Genomic DNA, 20,005 nt, shown 5'->3' with positions numbered 1-20,005 from the left:
CTGCTGAAACCATAGGCTGGTGGGTATGAGCAGTCCCGCCGAGCGCTATGCGGCCCACAGGAGACAGGTTTCGCAGAACGGGCCCGCCTTGCGGGAGTTCCAGGGCCTGTACGACTTCGACCTCGACGAGTTCCAGCTCAGGGGCTGCCGCGCCCTGGAGCAGGGGCACGGGGTCCTGGTCGCGGCGCCCACCGGATCGGGCAAGACCGTGGTGGGGGAGTTCGCCGTCCACCTGGCGCTGCGCGAGGGCCGTAAATGCTTCTACACGACCCCGATCAAGGCGCTGTCGAACCAGAAGTTCAGCGATCTGCAGAAGCGCTACGGCGCCTCGCGGGTCGGCCTGCTGACGGGTGACAACTCCGTCAACGGCGAGGCCCCGATCGTCGTGATGACGACGGAGGTGCTGCGGAACATGCTGTACGCGGGGTCGCAGACCCTGGCGCAGCTGGGTTACGTGGTGATGGACGAGGTCCACTACCTGGCCGACAGGTTCCGCGGCGCGGTCTGGGAAGAGGTGATCATCCACCTGCCGGACTCGGTGCGGGTGGCGGCGCTGTCGGCGACGGTGTCCAACGCCGAGGAGTTCGGCGAGTGGCTGCAGGCGGTGCGCGGCGACACCACGGTGATCGTGGACGAGCACCGGCCGGTGCCGTTGTGGCAGCACATGATGGTGGGCACCCGGCTGCACGACCTGTTCGTGGACGACGGCCGGGAGGGCCGCCCGAAGGTCAATCCGGAGCTGCGCCGGATCTCGCTGGACGACGTGCGCAAATCCAAGATCAACAACAGCCGCCGCTCGGGGCGGCGCCGCGACCACCGCCCGGTGCGGTTCCGGCCGCCGCCGCGCCCTGACGTGATCCAGCGGCTGGACCGGGCAGGGCTGCTGCCGGTGATCACGTTCATCTTCAGCCGGGCCGGGTGCGAGGCCGCGGTGGAGCAGTGCCTGCTGTCGGGGCTGCGGCTGACCTCGCGGGAGGACGCCCAGCTGATCCGCCGCCGGGCCGAGGAGCGCACCGCCGACATCCCCGAGGCCGACAAGCTGGTCCTGGGCTACCACAACTGGCTCGCCGGCCTGGAGCGCGGCATCGCCGCCCACCACGCGGGCATGCTGCCGGTGTTCAAGGAGGTCGTCGAGGACCTGTTCGCCGACAACCTCATCAAGGCGGTGTTCGCCACCGAGACCCTGGCGCTCGGCGTGAACATGCCGGCCCGGACCGTGATGATCGAGAAGCTCGACAAGTGGAACGGCGAGCAGCACGTCGACCTGACGCCGGGGGAGTACACCCAGCTGACGGGCCGCGCGGGCCGGCGCGGCATCGACGTCGAGGGCCACGCGGTGGTGCTGTACCAGCCGGGCATGGACCCCGGTTCGGTCGCCGGGCTGGCCTCGACCCGCACCTACCCGCTGAACTCCAGTTTCCGCCCGTCCTACAACATGGCGGTGAACCTGGTCGGCGCGGTCGGCAGGGAGCGGGCGGCGACGCTGCTGGAGGAGTCGTTCGCGCAGTTCCAGGCGGACCGGGCCGTGGTGGGGCTGGCGCGGCAGCTGCGCAAGGCCGAGGAGGCGATGGCCGGGTACCGCGAGGCCGCCGAGTGCCATCTGGGCGACTTCATGGAGTACGCGGGCCTGCGCCGCGCCCTGTCGGACGCCGAGTCGGCGCTGTCGCGGGAGCGGGCGGGGGCGCGGCGGCTGGAGGTGGCGCGTTCGCTGGAGCGGCTGCGTCCGGGGGACGTGGTGGTGGTGCCGACGGGCCGCAGCGCGGGTGCGGCGCTGATCCTGGACACCGGGGTGGCCAAGCGCTCCGACGGCCCGGCCCCGCTGGTGCTGCTGGACAGCCGGCAGGTCAAGCGCCTGACGATGGCGGACTTCACCGCCCCGGCCGAGCCCGTCGAGCGGATCAAGATCCCCAAGTGGTTCAGCCCGCGCAACCCCCAGCACCGCAAGGACATGGCGGCGACGCTGCGCGAGAAGGTGCCGCACGGCGAGGTGAAGCGGCACCGGACGCGCGGCGGCGGCGCCGACGGCGACGACGCGGAGATCCAGCGGCTGCGCACGCGGCTCAAGCAGCACCCGTGCCACGGTTGCGACCAGCGCGAGGACCACGCCCGCTGGGCGGAGCGCTACTTCCGCACCGAGCGGGAGACCTCGGGGCTGCGGCGCCGGGTGGAGTCGCGCTCGCAGGTCATCGCCCGCACGTTCGCCCGGGTCTGCTCGGTGCTGGAGCAGCTGGAGTACCTCAAGGACGGGCGGGTCACCGACGAGGGCAGGCGGCTGGGCCGCATCTACTCGGAGCTGGACCTGCTGACGGCCGAGTCGCTGCGGGAGGGCCTGTGGGACGGGCTGGGCCCGGCGGAGCTGGCGGCGTGCGTGTCGGCGCTGGTGTACGAGTCGCGGCAGCCGGACGACGCGGCGCCGCCGAAGATCCCGCCGGGCACGCGGGACGTGCTGACCCGCATGGTGCGCCTGTGGGGCGAGCTGGAGGGCGTGGAGAAGGACAACCAGGTCTCCTTCCAGCGGGAGCCGGACCTGGGGTTCGCGTGGGCGGCCTACCGGTGGACCGGCGGCGAGGACCTGGACGAGGTGCTCACCGAGGCGGGCATGACCGCCGGTGACTTCGTGCGGGCGATCAAGCAGCTGATGGACCTGCTCGGGCAGATCGCGGACGCCGCGGGCCCGGGGCCGGTCAGGGACACCGCGCGCAAGGCGGCGGACGCGATGCGCCGCGGTGTGGTGGCGTACTCGAGCGTCGCCTGACCGCCCGCAAGTGACCTTACTGCGTCAAGGCGAGGGCTCCCGGCGGTCAGGAGCCCTCGTAGGTCTCGGCGTGGGCGCGCAGGCCCTCGGGGTCCAGGATCGTGGTGCGGCGCCAGCCGGTCTCCACGAATCCCAGCGTCCGCCACTCGCGCAGCGCGCGGGCGACGGTCTCGCGGGAGGAGTCCACGCAGCTGCCCAGCTCGGCCTGCGACAGCGGAGGGATGCTCACCCCGCCGCCGGGGCGGGCCCGCCCGCTGTCGGCGGCGAGCCGCAGCATGAACAGCGCCAGCCGGGCGGCGCCGAACCGGCCGCCCAGCGCCATGATGCGCGCGTCGGACTGGTTCAGGCGCCGGTTGATCGAGCCGAACACCTTCGGCCAGGCGCCGGGGTGCTCGCCGAGGAAGGCGTTGAACCGCGCCAGGGGGACCGACAGCGCGATCACCCCGTGCAGCGCGGTGGCGGTCGCGGTGCGGGCGGTGCCGGTGAGCGGCCCCGCCTCGCCGAGCAGGTCGCCGGGGCCGCGCACCGCGATCACGCACTCGTGGCCGTCCTCGTCGGTCATCCAGACCTTGACCCAGCCCTCGCGCAGGACGAGTACGTGGTCGGCGGGCTCGCCCTGGTAGCACAGGTGCTCGCCGGAGCGGTACCGGCGCAGCCGCCCGCCGCGCAGCAGGGCCTCGCGGGCGGGCGGCTCCAGGCTGCTCCAGAACGTCGTGGGAGGGGAGTCGGTCATGGTCCTCCGTTCAGTGCGCCACCAGCTGGACGGCCACGGTCCAGAGGGCGAACGCCGCGCCGGTGCCCAGGGTCCACAGGCGGGCGCGGAAGGTCCAGAACCGCCGGGTCTCGATCCCGGCGAGGAGCTGGACGCGGTCGGCGGCCGAGCCGATCGACGTCGAGGCGTGGTCCAGCAGCAGCACGATGCGGGTGCCGGCGGCCAGCAGCGGCACGCCCAGGGCGGCCAGGACGGCCTGGGCGGGGGACGGCGGCGCCTGCGCGAGCAGCACCGCCTGGACGAGCAGGCCCAGGGCCATCGTGGTGACCGCCCACCCGGCCAGCGCCGTGTCGTGGTTGGAGCGCTGGACGCAACGGGCGAGCTCGGCGTCGGAGGCGTCGGTGAAGGGCAGGGGGCGGGGGCTGTGCAGGACGGTCATCGGGTGCCTTCCGGGAGCGTCAGGGGTCATCCCTTGCCAGGGAACACCCGCACGCGAAGAAAGGTTGCGCCTGCCTGCCCAGGAGATCTGTGCCCGGTGACACAGGGACCGTTACAACGCCGCGAGGAGCCGCTTCACCGGTGAGGCGAGGTTCCAGCGCTCGGCCAGCGCGTCCAGGGCCGCGGGGTCCTTGGGCGCCGACGGCAGCGTGTCGTCGACCTGGATCGGCAGGTCCGTGGCGACCCGGCACACCAGCTCGGCCGGGCCCAGGTAGGCGCGTCCGGCCTCCAGGCGCCTGCGGTTGCCGGGGGGAAGGCCCTCGGTGACCCCGGCGTCCAGTGCCTCCAGCAGTCCGGCCAGCGACCCGAAGCGGGAGATGAGCGTGGCGGCGGTCTTCTCCCCGATGCCGGTGACGCCCGGCAGGCCGTCGCTGGGGTCGCCGCGCAGGATCGCGTAGTCGGCGTAGGCGCGGCCGGGGATGCCGTACTTGGCGGCGACCTCCTGCTCGCCGAAGACCTCCAGGTTGCGGATGCCCTTGGCGGTGTAGAGGATGCGGACGTCGCGGTCGGCGTCGACGAGCTGGAAGAGGTCGCGGTCGCCGGTCACCACGTCCACCGGTCCCGGGTCGCGGGCGGCGAGCGTGCCGATGACGTCGTCGGCCTCGTAGCCGGGCACGGACGTGCGCGCCAGCCCCAGCGCGTCCAGCACCGCGTCGATGACCGGCAGCTGCGGGGTGAGCGTGTCGGGCGTCTCCTCCACCGACCCCTCGGGCGTCTCCTCCGCGACGCGGTGCGCCTTGTAGGAGGGGATCGCCGCGACCCGGAACTCCGGGCGCCAGTCGGCGTCGAAGCAGCACACCAGCCGCGTGGGCCGCCGCTCGGAGACCAGTCTGGCGATCATGTCGAGCAGGCCCCGCACGGCGTTCACCGGTGTGCCGTCGGGAGCCTTCACCGACTCGGGCACCCCGAAGAACGCGCGGAAGTACAAAGAGGGCGTGTCCAGCAGCATCAGGCGTCCGGCGGGCATGCGCCCCACCCTAGCGGTTAGCTTGGGGGAATGATCGACGATGACCTGATGAGGCGCCTGTACCCGGCGGAGCGGCTGGCCGAGGTGCGCAAGGCCGTGGCGGAGGCGGGGCTGGGAGCGGTGCTGCTCACCCCCGGAGCCGACCTGAGATATGTCAGCGGGTACCACGCGCACGCCATGGAGCGGCTGACGTGCCTGGCCGTTCCGGCCGAGGGCGAGCCGTTCATGGTGGTGCCGCGGCTGGAGCTGCCCACGGTGCAGGCGTCCCCGGCGGGGGGCCTGGGGCTGGAGTTCGTGCCCTGGGAGGAGACGGAGGACCCGTACGCGCTGGTCGCCGCGCGGCTGCCCGGTACGGGGACGGTCGCCGTCGCCGACCAGATGTGGGCGATGATGGTGCTGCGGCTGCGGGAGGCCATGCCGGGGGTGCGGCAGGTCGCGGCGGGCGAGGTGATGCGGCGGCTGCGGATGCGCAAGAGCGCCGCGGAGGTCGAGGCGCTGCGCGAGGCGGGCGCGGCCATCGACCGGGTGCACGCCCTGGTGCCGCGGCTGCTGCGGGCCGGGCGCACCGAGCGGGAGGTCGGCCGGGACATCGCCGAGGCGATCCTGGCCGAGGGGCACGTGAGCGTCGACTTCGTCATCGTCGGCTCCGGGCCCAACGGGGCCAGCCCGCACCACGAGCTGTCCGACCGGGTCATCGGGTCCGGCGACCCGGTCGTGGTCGACATCGGCGGCACCATGCCCAGCGGCTACTGCTCCGACTCCACCCGCAACTACAGCGTCGGGGCGCCGCCGCGGGACTTCCAGGAGTACTACGGGGTGCTGCTGGAGGCGCAGGAGGCCGCGGTGCGCGCGGTGCGGCCGGGTGCGGCGCCCGAGGCGGTGGACGCCGCCGCCCGCGACCTCATCGCCGCCGCCGGGTACGGGGAGTACTTCGTGCACCGCACCGGCCACGGCATCGGCCTGCAGACCCACGAACACCCCTACATCGTCAGCGGGAACACCGAGCCGCTGGAGCCCGGCATGGCGTTCTCCGTGGAGCCCGGCATCTATCCCGGCGCGCACGGCGCCCGTATCGAGGACATCGTGGTGTGCACCGAGGACGGCGCCGAGCGCATGAACACCACGCCCCGGGAGCTCGTCGTCGTGGACGGATGAGACGGGAGGGGTTTTTGTCACGGCGGGCCCTTGCGCTTCGGGGGCCCGCCGTTCTTCATGATCTCGTCCGTAACGATCTCCTCACGAATAAGGGGGTGGTAAAGAGAGATCGTGTGACTCACCGGTAGGGAGGGTACTGAGCCGGAACCCACCCGAACCAGAGGAGCAAGAGCATGCGCACCCCCCGTTTCGTCGGCGTGTCTCTCGTCGCAGGTCTCGTTCTCTCGGCCACCGCGGCATGCGGAGGCGGCGACGACGGCGGTGAGGAGACCGCCTCCGCCGATCTCAAGGGCGTGACGCTCGAGGTGGCCGGCCCATGGTCGGCCGGCGGCGGTGAGCAGACCAACTTCCAGAAGGTCCTCGACGGCTTCGCCGCCAAGACCGGGGCGAAGGTCAACTTCACCTCCAACGGCGACACCCTCATCACCGTCCTGTCCTCCAAGATCCCCGGCGGCGGCCAGCCGGACGTCGCGATGATGCCCAACCAGGGCGCCATCAACGACTTCGCAAAGAAGGGCTGGCTGAAGCCGCTGGCGCAGGACGCGCAGAAGGCCACGGACGAGAACTTCGCCCCGATCTGGAAGACGCTGGGCACCGTCGACGGCACCCAGTACGCGGTGTACTTCAAGGCCGCCAACAAGTCCACCGTCTGGTACCGGCCCAAGGCGTTCGAGGACGCCGGGGTCCAGCCGCCCGCCACGTGGGCCGACTGGGTGAAGTCCGCGCAGACGATCGCCGACTCCGGCGTGGCGCCGCTGTCGATCGCCGGCGCCGACGGCTGGACGCTGACCGACTGGTTCGAGAACGTCTACCTCTCCCAGGCCGGGCCGGAGAACTACGACAAGCTGGCCAAGCACGAGATCCCGTGGACCGACGGCACCGTCAAGACCGCGCTGAAGACGCTCGCCGAGCTGTGGGGCAAGAAGGAGTTCATCAACGGCGGCCAGCCGGGCGCGCTGTCCACGGACTTCCCGACCTCGGTCGTCAACACCTTCAAGGACCCGGCGAAGGCCGCGATGGTCTACGAGGGCGACTTCGTCTCCGGCGTCATCGGCGAGAACACCGACGCGAAGGTCGGCACCGACGCGCTGTTCTTCCCGTTCCCCGCGGTCGGCTCGACGGCCCCGGTGGTCAGCGGCGGCGACGCCGCCGTCGTCCTCAAGGACAGCGAGGGCGCCCAGGAGCTCGTGGAGTACCTGGCCTCGCCCGAGGCGGCCGAGCTGTGGGCCGAGAACGGCGGCATGGTCTCGCCGAACAAGAACCTCGACCTGGCGGTCTACCCCGACGAGATCCAGCGCTCCATCGCCAAGTCCGTCATCGACGCCGGCGACAACGTCCGCTTCGACATGTCCGACCTGGCCCCTGCCTCCTTCGGCGGCACCAAGGGCGCCGGCGAGTGGAAGATCCTGCAGGACTTCCTGAAGAACCCGGCCGACGTGGACGGCGCCGCCGAGGCCCTGGAGAAGGCCGCGGCCAAGGCCTACGAGTAATGGCGAACCCCGTGACCAAGGGGGCGCCCGCCCGCCCGGCCGCGCACCGCGGCCGGGCGGGCCTCACCCGCGCGGGCTTCCTGCTCCCGGCCCTGGTGCTGCTGGGCCTGCTGGTGGTGTACCCCATCGGGTACACCGCCTGGCGCAGCCTCTTCGACGCCGACGGCACGGCGTTCGTCGGCCTCGACAACTACGCCGAGATGTTCACCGACGGGGCGACCTACACGGCGTTGCGCAACAACGTCGTCTGGGTGGTCGTCGCCCCCTCGGTCATCACCGTCCTCGGCCTCGTCTTCGCCGTCCTCACCGAGCGCGTGCGCTGGGGGACGGCGTTCAAGACCATCATGTTCATGCCGATGGCCATCTCGTTCCTGGCCGCCGGCGTCATCTTCACCCTCGTCTACGACCACGCGCCCGAGAAGGGCGTGCTCAACGCCATCGCCACCGGCGTCCACGACACCTGGGAGGCGCCCTCGCCCTATCCGGGCGCGAGGCCGCGGGAGGGCGGGCCGCTGAAGGCGTCCGGCGGGGGCGCCGAGGCCTCCGCCCGGCCGGGTGAGGCGGCGCTGCTGCCGCTGGTGGCCGTCAGCCCCGAGACGCAGGACGGGCTGCGCGCCGCCGCTCCGGCCGCGCCGGAGCCCGGCGCGCTGACCGGCACCGTGTGGGTGGACTTCGCCCCCGGCGGGGCGGGCGAGCCCGGCCGGATCGACCCCGGCGAGAAGGGCATGAAGGGCGTCGTGGTCCAGGCCGTCGCCGGCGGGAAGGTCGTCGCCTCGGCCACGACCGGTCCCGACGGCACGTTCCGGCTGGCGGGCGTCTCGGGCGACGCGCAGATCCGGTTGCCGGCCGAGAACTTCGCGCCCCGCTACGGCGGCGTCGAATGGCTCGGCCCCGGCCTGGTCACCCCGTCCATCATCGGCGCCTACGTCTGGATGTGGGCGGGCTTCGCGATGGTGCTCATCGGCGCGGGCCTGGCCGCCATCGACCGCGACGTGCTGGAGGCGGCGCGCACCGACGGGGCGAGCGAGTTCCAGGTCTTCCGCAAGATCACGGTGCCGATGCTGGCGCCGGTGCTCGTCGTGGTGGTGGTCACCCTCGTCATCAACGTGATGAAGATCTTCGACCTGGTGTACGTGCTGGCGCCGGGGCCCGTGCAGCAGGACGCCAGCGTGCTGGCCCTGCAGATGTACGTGCGCTCCTTCGGCGGCAGCGACTCCGACCAGGGGCTGGGCAGCGCGATCGCGATCGTGCTGTTCCTGCTGGTGCTGCCCGCGATGATCTTCAACATCCGCCGCTTCCGGAGGGAGAACACATGAGCGCCAGGCTGGTGCGGCTGCTCGGCCGCGGCTTCCTGCACGCCCTCCTCGTGGTGGTCGCGCTGGTGTGGCTGGTGCCGACGTTCGGGTTGTTCCTCACCTCGTTGAGATCGGCGCCCGACAACAACTCCGGCGGCTGGTGGACGGTCTTCACCAGGCCCGCGCAGCTCACCCTGGACAACTACGAGAACCTGGTGAAGAACGAGTCGATCTTCGACGGGTTCGTCAACACGGTGCTCATCGCGGTGCCCTCTACGCTGCTGGTGGTGGGGATCGCCGCGCTGGCCGCCTACGCCTTCGCCTGGCTGGAGTTCCCCGGCCGCGACTGGCTGTTCCTCGGCGTGGTGGCGCTGCTGGTCGTCCCGGTGCAGATCGGGCTGATCCCGTTGTCGGAGCTGTTCGGCACGCTGGGGATCATGGGGACGGTCACCGGGGTGGTGCTGTTCCACGTGGCGTTCGGCCTGCCGTTCGCCATCTTCCTGCTGCGCAACTTCTTCGCCGCCATCCCCGCCTCCCTGCTGGAGGCGGCCCGCATCGACGGCGGGCGCGACTGGACGATCTTCTTCCGGGTGATCCTCCCGCTGGGCCTCCCGGCCATCGCCTCGCTGGGGATCTTCCAGTTCCTATGGGTGTGGAACGACCTGCTCATCGCGTTGATCTTCGCCGACCGGGACTCCCAGCCCCTGACGGTGGCGCTGCAGCAGCAGACGCGTTCGTTCGCCTCGAGCGTCGACGTGATCTCCGCCGGCTCGTTCCTGTCCCTGATCGTCCCGCTGGCCGTCTTCTTCGCCTTCCAGCGCTACTTCGTCCAGGGGGTGCTGGCGGGCTCGGTCAAGTGACGCCGCGTCCCGGCGCCCGTCCGGCCCTCGGGCGGGTCGGGCGCCGGGACGCGCCGGTCAGGCCTTGGCGACGGGCTCGGGCACGCCCAGGCGGCGGGCGGTCTCGGCGGCGTCGGGGTGGCCGACGGCAAGACCGGTGCCGGCGTCGAAGAAGTGCAGGCGGTGGGTGTCGATGCCCAGCTCGAGCTCCTGGCCGGGGCGCACGCGGGAGCGGGCGTTGACCCGGGCGGTCCACAGGGCCTTGTCCTCCAGCAGCGGCAGGGCGGCGTCCTCGCCCTCGCCGTCGGTGGCGTCGCTGGCCAGGTCCGCGGTGTCCTTGTGCACGACGGGCGCCGCGTCGATCGGGAAGATCACGTTGATCTCGGAGCCGAGCTCCTCGGTCACCCCCGCCTTGACCGGGATGCGGGTCCACTCGGGCTTGGCGTGCTCGGCGTCCTCGAAGTCCGAGGGGCGGATGCCGACGATGAGCTCGCGGCCCAGGTAGCCGGCGAGGTCGGGCTTGGCCTCGAACACGTCGGCCGGCACCGGCAGGCGGAGGCCGGCGAACTCCACGAAGGCCTCGGACGTCTCGCCGGTCAGCCGGGCGTTGGCGAAGTTCATCGACGGGGAGCCGATGAACCCGGCGACGAACAGGTTCACCGGGCTGTCGAACAGCCGCTGCGGGGTGTCGACCTGCTGGAGCTTGCCGTCGCGCAGCACCGCGACCCGGTCGCCCAGCGTCATCGCCTCGATCTGGTCGTGGGTGACGTAGATGGTGGTGACGCCCAGGCGGTCGTGCAGCTGGCTGAGCGAGGCGCGCATGGACACGCGCAGCTTGGCGTCGAGGTTGGACAGCGGCTCGTCCATGAGGAACGCCTGCGGCTCGCGCACGATCGCGCGGCCCATCGCCACGCGCTGGCGCTGGCCGCCCGACAGCGCGGCGGGCTTGCGCTTGAGGTAGGGGTCGAGGCCGAGCATCTTGGCGGCCTCGTCGACCCGCTGCTTGATCTCGTTCTTGGGGGTGCCGCGCAGCTTCAGGCCGAAGGCGAGGTTCTGCTCGACGGTCATGTGCGGGTACAGGGCGTAGTTCTGGAAGACCATCGCGATGTCGCGGTCCTTGGGCGCCAGGTCGTTGACGACCCGGTCGCCGATGCGCAGGGTGCCGCCGGAGATGTCCTCCAGACCGGCGATCATGCGCAGCGCGGTGGACTTGCCGCAGCCGGACGGGCCGACCAGCACCATGAACTCGCCGTCGGCGATGTGGAGGCTCAGGCCGTCGACGGCCTTGACCCCGCCCGCGTAGACCTTGTCGATGCCGTCCAGGACGATCTCCGCCATCGTCTTCCTCTCTGCCGGAAAGTGGAAACGTTTCCACTGTGGGGGATGCCGGGACGGGGTGGGCATGAGGGTGCCCCCGCCGTCCGTTCTGCCCCTACTGTGCAGCCTGGTGGGGTGGCTTGTCCAGTCCTGGACGGGGTGGAACCGGCAGCCGGTGGGGGTGGAGAGGGGATGGAAACGTTTCCACTCCGGCGCGGGCATGGCAGGATGGCCGGAACGGGAGGAGGCCGATGGGCGGGGCGACCATCAAGGACGTGGCGGCGGCCGCGGGGGTGGGGATCGCGACGGTCTCCCGGGTGCTGTCGGGCTCCGGCCCGGCCAGCGAGGCCACCCGGCAGCGCGTCCTGGCCGCGGCGAAGGCGCTGGAGTACCGCCCCAGCGCCCTGGGGCGCGGCCTGAAGACCCGGAGCACCGGCGCCATAGGCCTGCTCGTCCCCGACGTCACCGACCCGTTCTGCGCCGAGCTCACGGCCGGGGTCCTGGCGTGCGCCCGCAGCCAGGGCGGCCACGTCGTGCTCGACGCCACCGGAGAGGACCCGGACGTGGAGGCCGAGCTGCTCGAGCGGCTGGCCGAGCAGCGGGTCGAGGGCGTCATCGCGATGCCGGCCGGGCGCGACCCGCGGCCCTGGCAGGCGCTCATGCGGCTCGGCACGGCCGTGGTCTTCGCCGGGCGGACGGTCCCCGGGCTGCCCTCGGCGCCCTGCGTGCTGGCCGACGAGGCCGGGGGAGTGCGCTCGGTGGTGGAGTACCTGGCGGGCCTGGGCCACCGGCGCATCGGTTTTCTGGGCGGCCGGGGCACGGACGGGCCCGCCGTGCGCGAGGAGGCCTTCCGCGCCACCCTGGCCGCCCTCGGGCTGGCCGTGGAGGAGGAGTTCTTCGCCCGCGCCAGACCGACCGCCGACAGCGCCTACGCCGCCGCGGCGAGCCTCTTCCAGCGCCGCCCCGACCTCACCGCCGTCGTCGCGGGCGGCCACCGGCTCGGCGAGGCCGCCGTCCTGGCCGCCCGCGAACTCACCCTGCGCGTCCCCGCCGACGTCTCCATCGCCATCGTCGAGGACGTGCCCTGGTCGGAGCTGTGCGACCCGCCGCTGACCGCGGTGGCGCACCCGGCGCGCGACCTGGGCTACCGCGCCTGCGAGCTTCTGCTGCGCGCCTCGGCCGGGGTCCCGGCGCGCTCACCGGGACGTCCGGTGGTGCTGGCGACCGAGCTGATGGTGCGGGCAAGTTGCGGTCCGGTCACCGGTTCGGTGCGAACAGGGCGCTCACGGTAGGTTTCTCCCCGTGGAGGACACAGACCGCCAGATCCTGCTCCTGCTCGCCCGCGACGGCCGCATGAGCTTCACCGACCTGGCGAAGGAGACCGGCCTTTCGGTGTCCGCCGTGCATCAGCGCGTACGGCGGCTGGAGAAGCGCGGCGCGATCCAGGGGTTCAGCGCGCAGCTGGACGCCGAGCAGATCGGGCTGCCCCTGACCGCGTTCATCTCGATCAAACCCATCGACCCGGCCGCCCCCGACGACGCGCCCGAGCGGCTGGCCCACATCGAGTCCATCGAGGCCTGCCACTCGGTGGCCGGCGACGAGAACTACATCCTGAAGGTCCGGGTGGCCAGCCCCCGCGAACTGGAGGACCTCCTGCAGCAGATCCGCTCCGCGGCCAACGTCAACACCCGCACCACCATCGTGCTCAGCACCCCCTACGAGGGCCGCCCGCCCAAACTGTGAGGGGCGCTCAGGGCGCCGCCGCCACGAACGTGCAGTCGCCGAAGGCGACCTGGTCGCCCGGCCGCAGGACCGCCGGGCCGGTCAGCCGCCAGCCGTTGACCTTGGTGCCGTTCATCGACCCCAGGTCGCTGATCGTCCAGCCGCCGTCCTCCGTGCGGATCTCGGCGTGGAACCGCGAGACCGTCAGGTCGGTGAGCACGAACTGGCAGCCGGGCGCCCTGCCCACCAGGACGCGCTGCTGCTGGCGCGGCGGCAGCAGGAACCGCGGCAGGCGCGGCGTGCGCCAGGCCGACTCGATGCGCGCGGTGGCGGACGACAACGACGCGATCGCCCCGGTCACCCGGCGGATCAGCCGACCGCGCGGGGGCAGGTCCCGCAGCAGGTCCTGCAGTTCGGCCTCGCTGCGGGCGCACAGCGCCTGCTCCACGCGCTGCTCGTAGGTCTGCGGCGACATCCGGCCCTCCACGACCCGGTCGCGGAGCTCCTCGATGATCCGATCGCGCTGCGCGTCGGAGGCCCGTACCGGGAATGCGGGCGGTCCGTCCATAGACGTGAGTATTCAGATCAACTTGAGCCATGTCCAGCGGAGGGCCGGTCGCCGCCGGGCGCGCCGGGCCGCGGCCCGCAGGGACGAAGGGCCCGCCGCGAACGCGACGGGCCCTGCGTCCGCCGGAGCTAGTGCAGCGGCATGACCTCGACCTTGTTCTCCGGGCGGTGCCGCGGCAGCAGCAGCGCCGGGACGAAGGCCAGCGCGAGCAGGGCGATCGCCCACCAGAAGGTGGCGCTGAACGACTCGGCCATCTTCGGGGCCAGCTGCGCCATCACCTCCGGCGGCACCTCCGCCGTCGCGCCGAGACCGCCGCCGCCCCCGCCGGGCATCCTGTCGGCGAGCTCGTTGGTGAGGATCACCGAGATGGCCGCGGTGCCGATCGACCCGGCGACCTGCTGGATGATGTTCAGCGCGGTGCTGGCCCGCGGCACCTCGTCGTGGCCCAGGGACTGCATCGCGGCCGACATGGTCGGCATCATCGTCATGCCCATGCCGAGGCCCATGACGAACAGCGCGACGCCCAGCACCGCCTTGGAGGTGTCGACGTCCATCTGGGTGGTGAAGCCGATCATGCCCGCGACGATGAACACCAGCCCGGCCAGGACCACGCGGCCCGGACCGATCTTGTCGGTGAGCTTGCCGCCGACCGGCATCGTGAGCATCGCGCCCAGGCCCTGCGGGATCAGCAGCAGGCCGGTGTGGAAGGCGCTCTCGCCCCGCACCACCTGGTAGTACATCGGCATCAGGAACATCGCGCCGAAGAACGCCAGGCCGAACAGCACCATCGTCCCGGACGCCGCGGCGACCGAGCGGCGCTTGAACAGCCGCAGGTCGATCAGCGGCACCTCGGCGCGCAGCGCCCGCACCACGAACCCGGCGACCAGGACCGCGCCGACCGCGGTGAACCCGATCACCTCGGCGGAGTCGAACGCGCCCTTCTCCGCGCCGGTCGCCAGGCCGTAGATCAGCGCGGCGAGACCGGGCGAGAGCAGCAGCAGGCCGAGCAGGTCGAGCCGCTCGCCGGGCTGCGGCCTGTCACGGTCCAGGATCCTCCAGGCGAGGAACAGCGAGAACACGCCGACCGGCACGTTGATGTAGAAGATCCAGCGCCACGAGACGTCGTCGACCAGCCAGCCGCCGAGGATCGGTCCGCTGATGGGGCCGAGCAGCATCGGGATGCCGACGACGCTCATCACCTGGCCGACCCGCTGGGGACCGGCCTTCTGGGTCAGGATCGTCATGCCCGCGGGCATGATCATGCCGCCGCCCAGGCCCTGCAGCACCCGGAAGGCGATCAGCGACTCCACCGACCAGGCCATGCCGGCCAGCGCCGAGCCGATCACGAACAGCCCGAGCGAGATCATGTAGAGCCGCTTGGTGCCGAACCGGCTGGCCGCCCACCCGGTCACCGGGATCACGGTGGCCAGCGCCAGGGTGTAGCCGGTCGCGACCCACTGGATCTGCGACAGCGGCGCGCCGAACTCCTGGGACAGCGCGGGGACGGCGATGTGGACCACGGTGACGTCGAGGATCGACATGATCGCGCCGAGGACCACGACCATGGCGACGGCGAGCACACCGCGGTCGAGGCCGCCGCCACCGCCGTCGTCGGGTTTGCCGGCGGGGGCGGCGTTGACCTCCGGGGGGGCTGAAGAACTCACGTGTGGATCCCATCTTGAGCGCCCGGATGTGCGGGCTGGACAAGCGTCAGCGCCGGGGGAGGCCCCGGCGCCCTCCGATCAGCGGTGCGGCGGACCGTTCTTATTCCGTGGGGAAGAGGAATGTTTCCAGGTCGACGGCTCAGGCGCCCTGCGGAGGACTCCCCCGCAGGATCCGCCGGCCACGGCGTGACCGCCGTCCGCGGCCGCTGCACCTATGATCCCGCTTGAGCCGGCGCGGTGCGAACCGGGGCGGGCGGTCCGGCGGGACCACCCGCAGCTCCAGGGCATGGAGTCCACGATGTGGTACATATCACCCGATCTTGATCGCGGGTGGGTACCGGAGGCGGGCGGTCCGGCGAGGCCGGGCCGCCCGCCGGCCGCGTCAGCGGTTGAGGAGGTCGCGGGCGATGTGGGTGATCTGGAGCTCGTCGGTGCCGGCGTAGATCTGGAAGACCTTCGCGTCGCGGGCGAGCTGCTCGACGCGGAACTCCGACATGTAGCCGTTGCCGCCGAACAGCTGGACGGCCTCCATGGAGACCTCGGCGGCGGCCTGGGCGGAGTACAGCTTCATGGCGCTGGCCTCGGCCAGGGTCATGGAGCGGCCGGTCTTCTGCATCTCGACGTAGCGGAACACCAGGTTCTGCACGTTGAGGCGGGCGACCTCCATCTTGGCGAGCTTGAGCTGGATCAGCTGGTAGTCGGCGATCGGCTTGCCCCAGGCCTGGCGGGACTTGGCGTAGTCGATCGACAGGCGCATGCACTCCTCGATGACGCCCAGCGCCATCGCCGCCACGCCCGAGCGCTCGGCGGTGAAGTTCTGCTTGGCCGACTCCTTGCCGCTGCCGCCGCCCGACAGCAGCCGGTCCGGGCCGACCCGCACGTCCTGCAGGAACAGCTCGCCGGTGGGGGAGGAGTGGCAGCCCATCTTGCGCAGCGGCTTGCTCTGCTCCAGGCCGGGCATGCCGCTGTCGAGCACGAAGCACAGGATCTCGCGCTCGCGCACCGGGCGGCCGTCGTCGAGCTTGGCGTAGAAGACGATCGTGTCGGCGGCGGGGCCGTTGGTGATGAACGTCTTGTTGCCGTTGAGGATCCAGCCGTCGCCGTCGGGCCTGGCCGAGGCCTTCATGCCGCCGAAGGCGTCGGAGCCGGAGTCGGGCTCGGTGATGGCCCAGGCGCCGACCTTCTCGAAGGTCAGCAGGTCGCGGCCCCAGCGCTCCTTCTGCTCGACGGTGCCGCGCTTCATGATGGTGCCGGCGGCCAGGCCGAGCGACACGCCCATCGCGGTCACCAGGCCGGGCGCGACCTTGCACAGCTCGATGATCGGCAGCATCGACATCGCCGCGCCGGGGTCGCCCTTGCCCTCCTTCTTGGGCTTGGGGGCCTCGCCGGCCTTCTCCCGTGCGATGTTCTTGTCGAACTGGGCGGCGGCCATGTCGGCCATGCCGAACGTCCTGTACAGGTCGCGGATGATCCCGTACGGCGACAACTCCCCGGAGTCCAGCTCGTCCAGGTGCGGGCGCACCTCCTTGGTGATCCAGTCGCGCACCGCGTCGCGGATCATGAGCTCTTCCTCGGACCACTCGATCATCTGCTCGCCCTCCGGGGCAGGAGTAAGGGGGTAATGCCGGAGTCCCCATAGATAGCAGACCTTGAAAGTGGCTGCTTACGCGCGTCCCGGCGCTAGGGTGCTGCCCCATGACGGACTTCGATCCCTGGCCCAGCGTCCGGCGGTTCTCGGCCCATCTCGACGACGTCAACGGCACCTCCGACCACGAGCGGGCACTGCGCCTGATGAAGCTCTCCGAGGAGGTCGGGGAGGTCGCCGAGGCGTACATCGGGATGCTCGGCCAGAACCCCCGCAAGGGCGTCAGCCACACCCGGGAGGACGTGGCCGAGGAGCTGTGCGACGTGGTGATCACCGCGATGATCGCGTTGTGTTCCTTCAGCGACGATCCCGAGGGCGCGCTGCGCGCCAAGATCGAGGCGGTGGACGCCCGTTATCTGGACGCCTCCTGAACAGCGGTTCTTCTGCCGTAGGCCACCTCGAAGCGGGATGATCAGGGGTAAACCCGAAAGGAATCCCTCTTCATGACCGATCTCGTCGCCTCCCTGCAGGCCAAGGACCCCAAGGAACGCCAGGCGCAGCTGGTGGACGTGCTGGTGGAGGCGTTCGCCCCGCTGATGGAGCGCAGCCCCGCCGAGTTCCGCCGCCGGTTCCGCAAGATGGCCTCCGACCCCTTCGCCTTCTACCGGGGCAGCGCGCCGATCTTCTACGCCGACATCGTCCACGACGCCGACCCCTGGGCCGACGAGCGCACCGGCCGCGTCTGGATCCAGGGCGACCTGCACGCGCAGAACTTCGGCACCTACATGAGCGACGACGGGGTGTTCGTCTTCGACGTCAACGACTTCGACGAGGCCTACGTCGGGCACTTCACCTGGGACGTCAAGCGGCTGGTGGCCAGCGTCGCGCTGATGGCCTGGACCAAGGCGATCTCCGACGCCGACATCACCCGCATGATCGAGTCCTACGTGCGGGCCTACGTCGACCAGGTGCGCGCCTACGCGCGCGCCGAGAACGACTCCTGGGCGCTGACCCTGGACACCGCCTCAGGGCACGTGCGCGACGTGCTGATCGAGGCGCTGTCCTCCACCCGGGTGGACCTGCTGTCGGCGCTGACCGTCGTGGACGCCCACCAGCGGCGGATGCGCCGCCGCCCCGGCATCCGCGACCTGGACGAGGCCGAGCGGGCCGCGGTCGAGGCCGCCTACGAGCGGTACCTGGAGACCATCCCGCAGGACAAGCGGTTCTCCGGCAGCCTCACCTACAAGATCAAGGACGTGGTCGGCGCGTCCGGGTTCGGCATCGGCTCGGCCGGGCTGACCGCCTACAACATCCTGGTGGAGGGCCACAGCCAGGCGCTGGAGAACGACGTCATCCTCTCGCTCAAGCAGGGCAACGTCGCCGCGCCGTCCCGGGTCGTCACCGACCCGCGGATCGCCGCCTACTTCCACCACCACGGGCACCGCACCGCGGTCTCCCGGCGGGCGCTGCAGGCCAACGCCGACCCGTGGCTGGGCCACACCGAGATCGGCGGGGTCGGCTTCGTGGTGCAGGAGCTCTCGCCGTACGAGGCGGACCTGGACTGGTCGGGGCTGACCGAGCCCGACGAGATGATCGAGCTGCTGGCCGACCTGGGCCGGGCCACCGCGAAGATCCACTGCGTCTCCGACGGCGACTCCGACCACGCGCTGGTGCCGTTCCAGGTGGAGGACGCCATCGACGCGGCGATCGGGCCCGACGCGGCGGACTTCGTCGCCGCCATGGTCGCGTTCGGGCACGGCTACGCCGCGGTGGTGCGCGAGGACCACCGGCTCTTCGTCGACGCGTTCCGGGAGGGGCTCATCCCCGGGCTCCAGCCGTCGGCGCCCGCGGCCGAGTAAGGAAACCTCCCCGAAATAATTCCACATGCTGAGACGCCCGGCGCGTCTGCGAGGCCCCGTTCGCTGCGGCGAGCGGGGCCTTCGCCGTTCCGGTTCCGTCGCCGGTGCGCGGCGAAGTCGGATCTTCGCAGGCGGGAGGGGGGTTCGCAAGGCATCTCATGGGTCCGGGGGAGGAGATCGATCACGGAATGGTTGCGAACTCGTCGCCGGGGCCCGTCCGGGGTTGACGTGACCTGACGCACTCTCTACCTTCCCTTTCATTAGGACAGTTTCCTAATAATTGATGGCGCGGACGAGAAGGTGGACGATGGCGGAGCACATCCCGGGCACCCCCCAGTTGTTGCGCGCCATCAACGACCGCGCCGCCCTGCGCGCCCTGCTGGAGCACGGCCCGCTGACCCGGCCCGAGCTCGGCGACCTCATCGGCCTGTCCAAGCCCACCGCCTCCCAGCTGCTCACCCGGCTGCGCGAGGCGGGCCTGGTCATCCTGCACGGCCGCCGCGGCGGCAGCCTCGGCCGGACCGCCGAGGAGTACGCCATCAACCCCCGCGCGGCGTTCGTCTGCGGGCTGGACATCACCACCAATCGCATCCAGACCGTGGTGGCCGACCTGGCGGGCGGGATCGCCGGGGAGTACCGGCTGCCCGCCCCCTCCCGGGCCGGCGTCAAGGCCGCGGAGGAGATCTGCAGCGCGGTCGCCGGGGCCTGCAGCGCCGCCGGGATCGTCTCGGCCGAGCTGTCGCGGATCGTGGTCGGCGTCCAGGGCGCGGTCGACCCGGCCACCGGGCGGCTGAACTACTCGCGGCACCTGCCCGGCTGGCACTTCACCGACCTGGTCGGCGACGTCGAGGCCAGGGTCGGCACCCGGATCGAGATCGAGAACGACGTCAACCTCGCCGCGCTGGCCGAGGCCGCCCACGGCGTCGCCCAGGGCTATGAGAACTTCGTGGTGCTGTGGGGCGGCTCGGGCATCGGCATGGCGCTGGTGCTCGGCGGCCGGCTGCACCGGGGCGCGAGCGGCGGGGCCGGCGAGCTGGGCTACCTGCCCGTGCCCGGCGCGCCCACCGCCCGCGACACCGGCCGCTTCGCCAACCACGGGCTGCAGGCGCTGGCGGGCGGCGCCGCGGTGCGGACGGTCCTGCGCTCCCACGGCTTCCGCGGCGCCAACACCACCGCGGCCGTCCGCTCCGCCGCGGCCAAGGCCGCCGAACCCGCCGGGCAGGAGGCGCTGCGCGACATCGCGATCCGCGTCGCCACCGGACTGGCCGCGGTCACCGCGGTCCTGGACCCCGAACTCGTCGTCCTCACCGGAGACATCCTCCTCGCAGGCGGCGAACCCCTGCGCGAGCTCGTCGAACACGAGCTCCACCGCATGACGATCCCGCGGCCGCCGTTGCGGCTGTCGGTCATCGAGGGCAATCCCGTCCTCACCGGGGCCGTCGAACACGGCCTGGAACTCACCCGCGAGGAGCTCTTCGGCTCCACGGTGCCGCCCTGAGCGGCCGGTACGGTCTGTCCACCGGACCGGCCGAGGCACCAGACCCCCCTCGAAGAAAACACCTCATTCCAAGGAGTGCTC

17 protein-coding genes are annotated in these 20,005 nt (G+C 71.8%); 10 read left to right on the top strand and 7 right to left on the bottom strand.

Going from position 1 to position 20,005, the window contains the following annotated elements; translation table 11 throughout:
- Positions 1-25 precede the first annotated feature (25 nt).
- A complete protein-coding gene (locus C2865_RS29315) occupies positions 26-2,755 on the top strand; it encodes a DEAD/DEAH box helicase (RefSeq protein WP_106401815.1) in 2,730 nt (909 codons plus the stop codon).
- Positions 2,756-2,801: 46 nt separating this feature from the next.
- On the opposite strand, the gene C2865_RS29310 is transcribed toward C2865_RS29315, so the two are convergent.
- The 3 genes from C2865_RS29310 to C2865_RS29300 form a co-directional block, all read right to left on the bottom strand.
- Positions 2,802-3,488, bottom strand: a complete 687-nt coding sequence (locus C2865_RS29310; RefSeq protein WP_106401814.1) for a Crp/Fnr family transcriptional regulator — start codon at positions 3,486-3,488, stop codon at positions 2,802-2,804.
- 10 nt (positions 3,489-3,498) lie between these two features.
- On the bottom strand, positions 3,499-3,936 hold the full coding sequence (locus C2865_RS29305; protein ID WP_157963945.1) for a hypothetical protein: 438 nt from the start codon (positions 3,934-3,936) through the stop codon (positions 3,499-3,501).
- Positions 3,937-4,017: 81 nt separating this feature from the next.
- Positions 4,018-4,932, bottom strand: a complete 915-nt coding sequence (locus tag C2865_RS29300; RefSeq protein ID WP_106401812.1) for a 5'-3' exonuclease — start codon at positions 4,930-4,932, stop codon at positions 4,018-4,020.
- A 30-nt stretch (positions 4,933-4,962) separates the two neighbouring features.
- Here C2865_RS29300 and C2865_RS29295 point away from each other — a divergent pair, with 30 nt between their 5' ends.
- The 4 genes from C2865_RS29295 to C2865_RS29280 all read left to right on the top strand — a co-directional run bounded on the left by C2865_RS29295 (position 4,963) and on the right by C2865_RS29280 (position 9,732).
- On the top strand, positions 4,963-6,087 hold the full coding sequence (locus C2865_RS29295) for a M24 family metallopeptidase (protein ID WP_106401811.1): 1,125 nt from the start codon (positions 4,963-4,965) through the stop codon (positions 6,085-6,087).
- Between the two features lie 173 nt (positions 6,088-6,260).
- Positions 6,261-7,577 (top strand): ABC transporter substrate-binding protein, encoded by a 1,317-nt coding sequence (locus C2865_RS29290; RefSeq protein WP_106401810.1) that lies wholly within the window; start codon positions 6,261-6,263, stop codon positions 7,575-7,577.
- Positions 7,577-8,893, top strand: a complete 1,317-nt coding sequence (locus tag C2865_RS29285) for a carbohydrate ABC transporter permease (RefSeq protein ID WP_106401809.1) — start codon at positions 7,577-7,579, stop codon at positions 8,891-8,893. Before C2865_RS29290 ends, C2865_RS29285 begins: the two co-directional genes overlap by 1 nt.
- A complete protein-coding gene (locus tag C2865_RS29280; protein WP_106401808.1) occupies positions 8,890-9,732 on the top strand; it encodes a carbohydrate ABC transporter permease in 843 nt (280 codons plus the stop codon). Before C2865_RS29285 ends, C2865_RS29280 begins: the two co-directional genes overlap by 4 nt.
- A gap of 57 nt (positions 9,733-9,789) precedes the next feature.
- Here the strand turns inward: C2865_RS29280 and C2865_RS29275 are convergent, their stop codons facing one another.
- The gene (locus tag C2865_RS29275; RefSeq protein ID WP_106401807.1) at positions 9,790-11,049 is read right to left on the bottom strand and encodes an ABC transporter ATP-binding protein; all 1,260 of its coding nucleotides are present in this window, start codon (positions 11,047-11,049) and stop codon (positions 9,790-9,792) included.
- 230 nt (positions 11,050-11,279) lie between these two features.
- Between C2865_RS29275 and C2865_RS29270 the strand changes: the two genes are divergently transcribed.
- Both C2865_RS29270 and C2865_RS29265 read left to right on the top strand, forming a co-directional pair.
- Positions 11,280-12,320 (top strand): LacI family DNA-binding transcriptional regulator, encoded by a 1,041-nt coding sequence (locus C2865_RS29270; RefSeq protein WP_106401806.1) that lies wholly within the window; start codon positions 11,280-11,282, stop codon positions 12,318-12,320.
- A gap of 10 nt (positions 12,321-12,330) precedes the next feature.
- On the top strand, positions 12,331-12,771 hold the full coding sequence (locus tag C2865_RS29265) for an Lrp/AsnC family transcriptional regulator (RefSeq protein WP_106401805.1): 441 nt from the start codon (positions 12,331-12,333) through the stop codon (positions 12,769-12,771).
- A gap of 7 nt (positions 12,772-12,778) precedes the next feature.
- Here the strand turns inward: C2865_RS29265 and C2865_RS29260 are convergent, their stop codons facing one another.
- The 3 genes from C2865_RS29260 to C2865_RS29250 all read right to left on the bottom strand — a co-directional run bounded on the left by C2865_RS29260 (position 12,779) and on the right by C2865_RS29250 (position 16,570).
- The gene (locus C2865_RS29260) at positions 12,779-13,318 is read right to left on the bottom strand and encodes a DUF1707 and FHA domain-containing protein (RefSeq protein ID WP_106401804.1); all 540 of its coding nucleotides are present in this window, start codon (positions 13,316-13,318) and stop codon (positions 12,779-12,781) included.
- 128 nt (positions 13,319-13,446) lie between these two features.
- Positions 13,447-14,982 carry a DHA2 family efflux MFS transporter permease subunit gene (locus C2865_RS29255; RefSeq protein ID WP_198653685.1) on the bottom strand — a complete coding sequence of 512 codons (1,536 nt, stop codon included), beginning with the start codon at positions 14,980-14,982 and terminating at the stop codon, positions 13,447-13,449.
- Positions 14,983-15,364: 382 nt separating this feature from the next.
- Positions 15,365-16,570 carry an acyl-CoA dehydrogenase family protein gene (locus C2865_RS29250; protein ID WP_106401803.1) on the bottom strand — a complete coding sequence of 402 codons (1,206 nt, stop codon included), beginning with the start codon at positions 16,568-16,570 and terminating at the stop codon, positions 15,365-15,367.
- Positions 16,571-16,677: 107 nt separating this feature from the next.
- Between C2865_RS29250 and C2865_RS29245 the strand changes: the two genes are divergently transcribed.
- The 3 genes from C2865_RS29245 to C2865_RS29235 all read left to right on the top strand — a co-directional run bounded on the left by C2865_RS29245 (position 16,678) and on the right by C2865_RS29235 (position 19,924).
- Positions 16,678-16,998, top strand: a complete 321-nt coding sequence (locus tag C2865_RS29245; RefSeq protein ID WP_106401802.1) for a MazG-like family protein — start codon at positions 16,678-16,680, stop codon at positions 16,996-16,998.
- A 72-nt stretch (positions 16,999-17,070) separates the two neighbouring features.
- Complete coding sequence (locus tag C2865_RS29240; RefSeq protein ID WP_106401801.1) at positions 17,071-18,426, top strand: DUF2252 domain-containing protein; 1,356 nt, start codon at positions 17,071-17,073, stop codon at positions 18,424-18,426.
- A gap of 307 nt (positions 18,427-18,733) precedes the next feature.
- Positions 18,734-19,924, top strand: coding sequence for an ROK family transcriptional regulator (locus C2865_RS29235; RefSeq protein ID WP_106401800.1), 1,191 nt, complete (start codon positions 18,734-18,736; stop codon positions 19,922-19,924).
- Positions 19,925-20,005 lie beyond the last annotated feature (81 nt).

This window comes from Actinocorallia populi, assembly GCF_002995495.1.
GTDB classification, from domain to species: domain Bacteria; phylum Actinomycetota; class Actinomycetes; order Streptosporangiales; family Streptosporangiaceae; genus Actinocorallia; species Actinocorallia populi.
Note: the sequence above shows the minus strand (reverse complement) of the source record. Positions and strands in the feature narration are given on the sequence as shown.

Bases quoted from the DNA above. Each gene is read 5' to 3' on its own strand.
- C2865_RS29235 (WP_106401800.1), top strand. From the start codon at position 18,734: ATGGCGGAGCACATCCCGGGCACCCCCCAGTTGTTGCGCGCCATCAAC.
- C2865_RS29300 (WP_106401812.1), bottom strand. From the start codon at position 4,932: ATGCCCGCCGGACGCCTGATGCTGCTGGACACGCCCTCTTTGTACTTC.
- C2865_RS29270 (WP_106401806.1), top strand. From the start codon at position 11,280: ATGGGCGGGGCGACCATCAAGGACGTGGCGGCGGCCGCGGGGGTGGGG.
- C2865_RS29280 (WP_106401808.1), top strand. From the start codon at position 8,890: ATGAGCGCCAGGCTGGTGCGGCTGCTCGGCCGCGGCTTCCTGCACGCC.
- C2865_RS29245 (WP_106401802.1), top strand. From the start codon at position 16,678: ATGACGGACTTCGATCCCTGGCCCAGCGTCCGGCGGTTCTCGGCCCAT.
- C2865_RS29250 (WP_106401803.1), bottom strand. From the start codon at position 16,570: ATGATCGAGTGGTCCGAGGAAGAGCTCATGATCCGCGACGCGGTGCGC.
- C2865_RS29285 (WP_106401809.1), top strand. From the start codon at position 7,577: ATGGCGAACCCCGTGACCAAGGGGGCGCCCGCCCGCCCGGCCGCGCAC.
- C2865_RS29275 (WP_106401807.1), bottom strand. From the start codon at position 11,049: ATGGCGGAGATCGTCCTGGACGGCATCGACAAGGTCTACGCGGGCGGG.
- C2865_RS29295 (WP_106401811.1), top strand. From the start codon at position 4,963: ATGATCGACGATGACCTGATGAGGCGCCTGTACCCGGCGGAGCGGCTG.
- C2865_RS29305 (WP_157963945.1), bottom strand. From the start codon at position 3,936: ATGACCCCTGACGCTCCCGGAAGGCACCCGATGACCGTCCTGCACAGC.
- C2865_RS29315 (WP_106401815.1), top strand. From the start codon at position 26: ATGAGCAGTCCCGCCGAGCGCTATGCGGCCCACAGGAGACAGGTTTCG.
- C2865_RS29290 (WP_106401810.1), top strand. From the start codon at position 6,261: ATGCGCACCCCCCGTTTCGTCGGCGTGTCTCTCGTCGCAGGTCTCGTT.
- C2865_RS29240 (WP_106401801.1), top strand. From the start codon at position 17,071: ATGACCGATCTCGTCGCCTCCCTGCAGGCCAAGGACCCCAAGGAACGC.
- C2865_RS29260 (WP_106401804.1), bottom strand. From the start codon at position 13,318: ATGGACGGACCGCCCGCATTCCCGGTACGGGCCTCCGACGCGCAGCGC.
- C2865_RS29310 (WP_106401814.1), bottom strand. From the start codon at position 3,488: ATGACCGACTCCCCTCCCACGACGTTCTGGAGCAGCCTGGAGCCGCCC.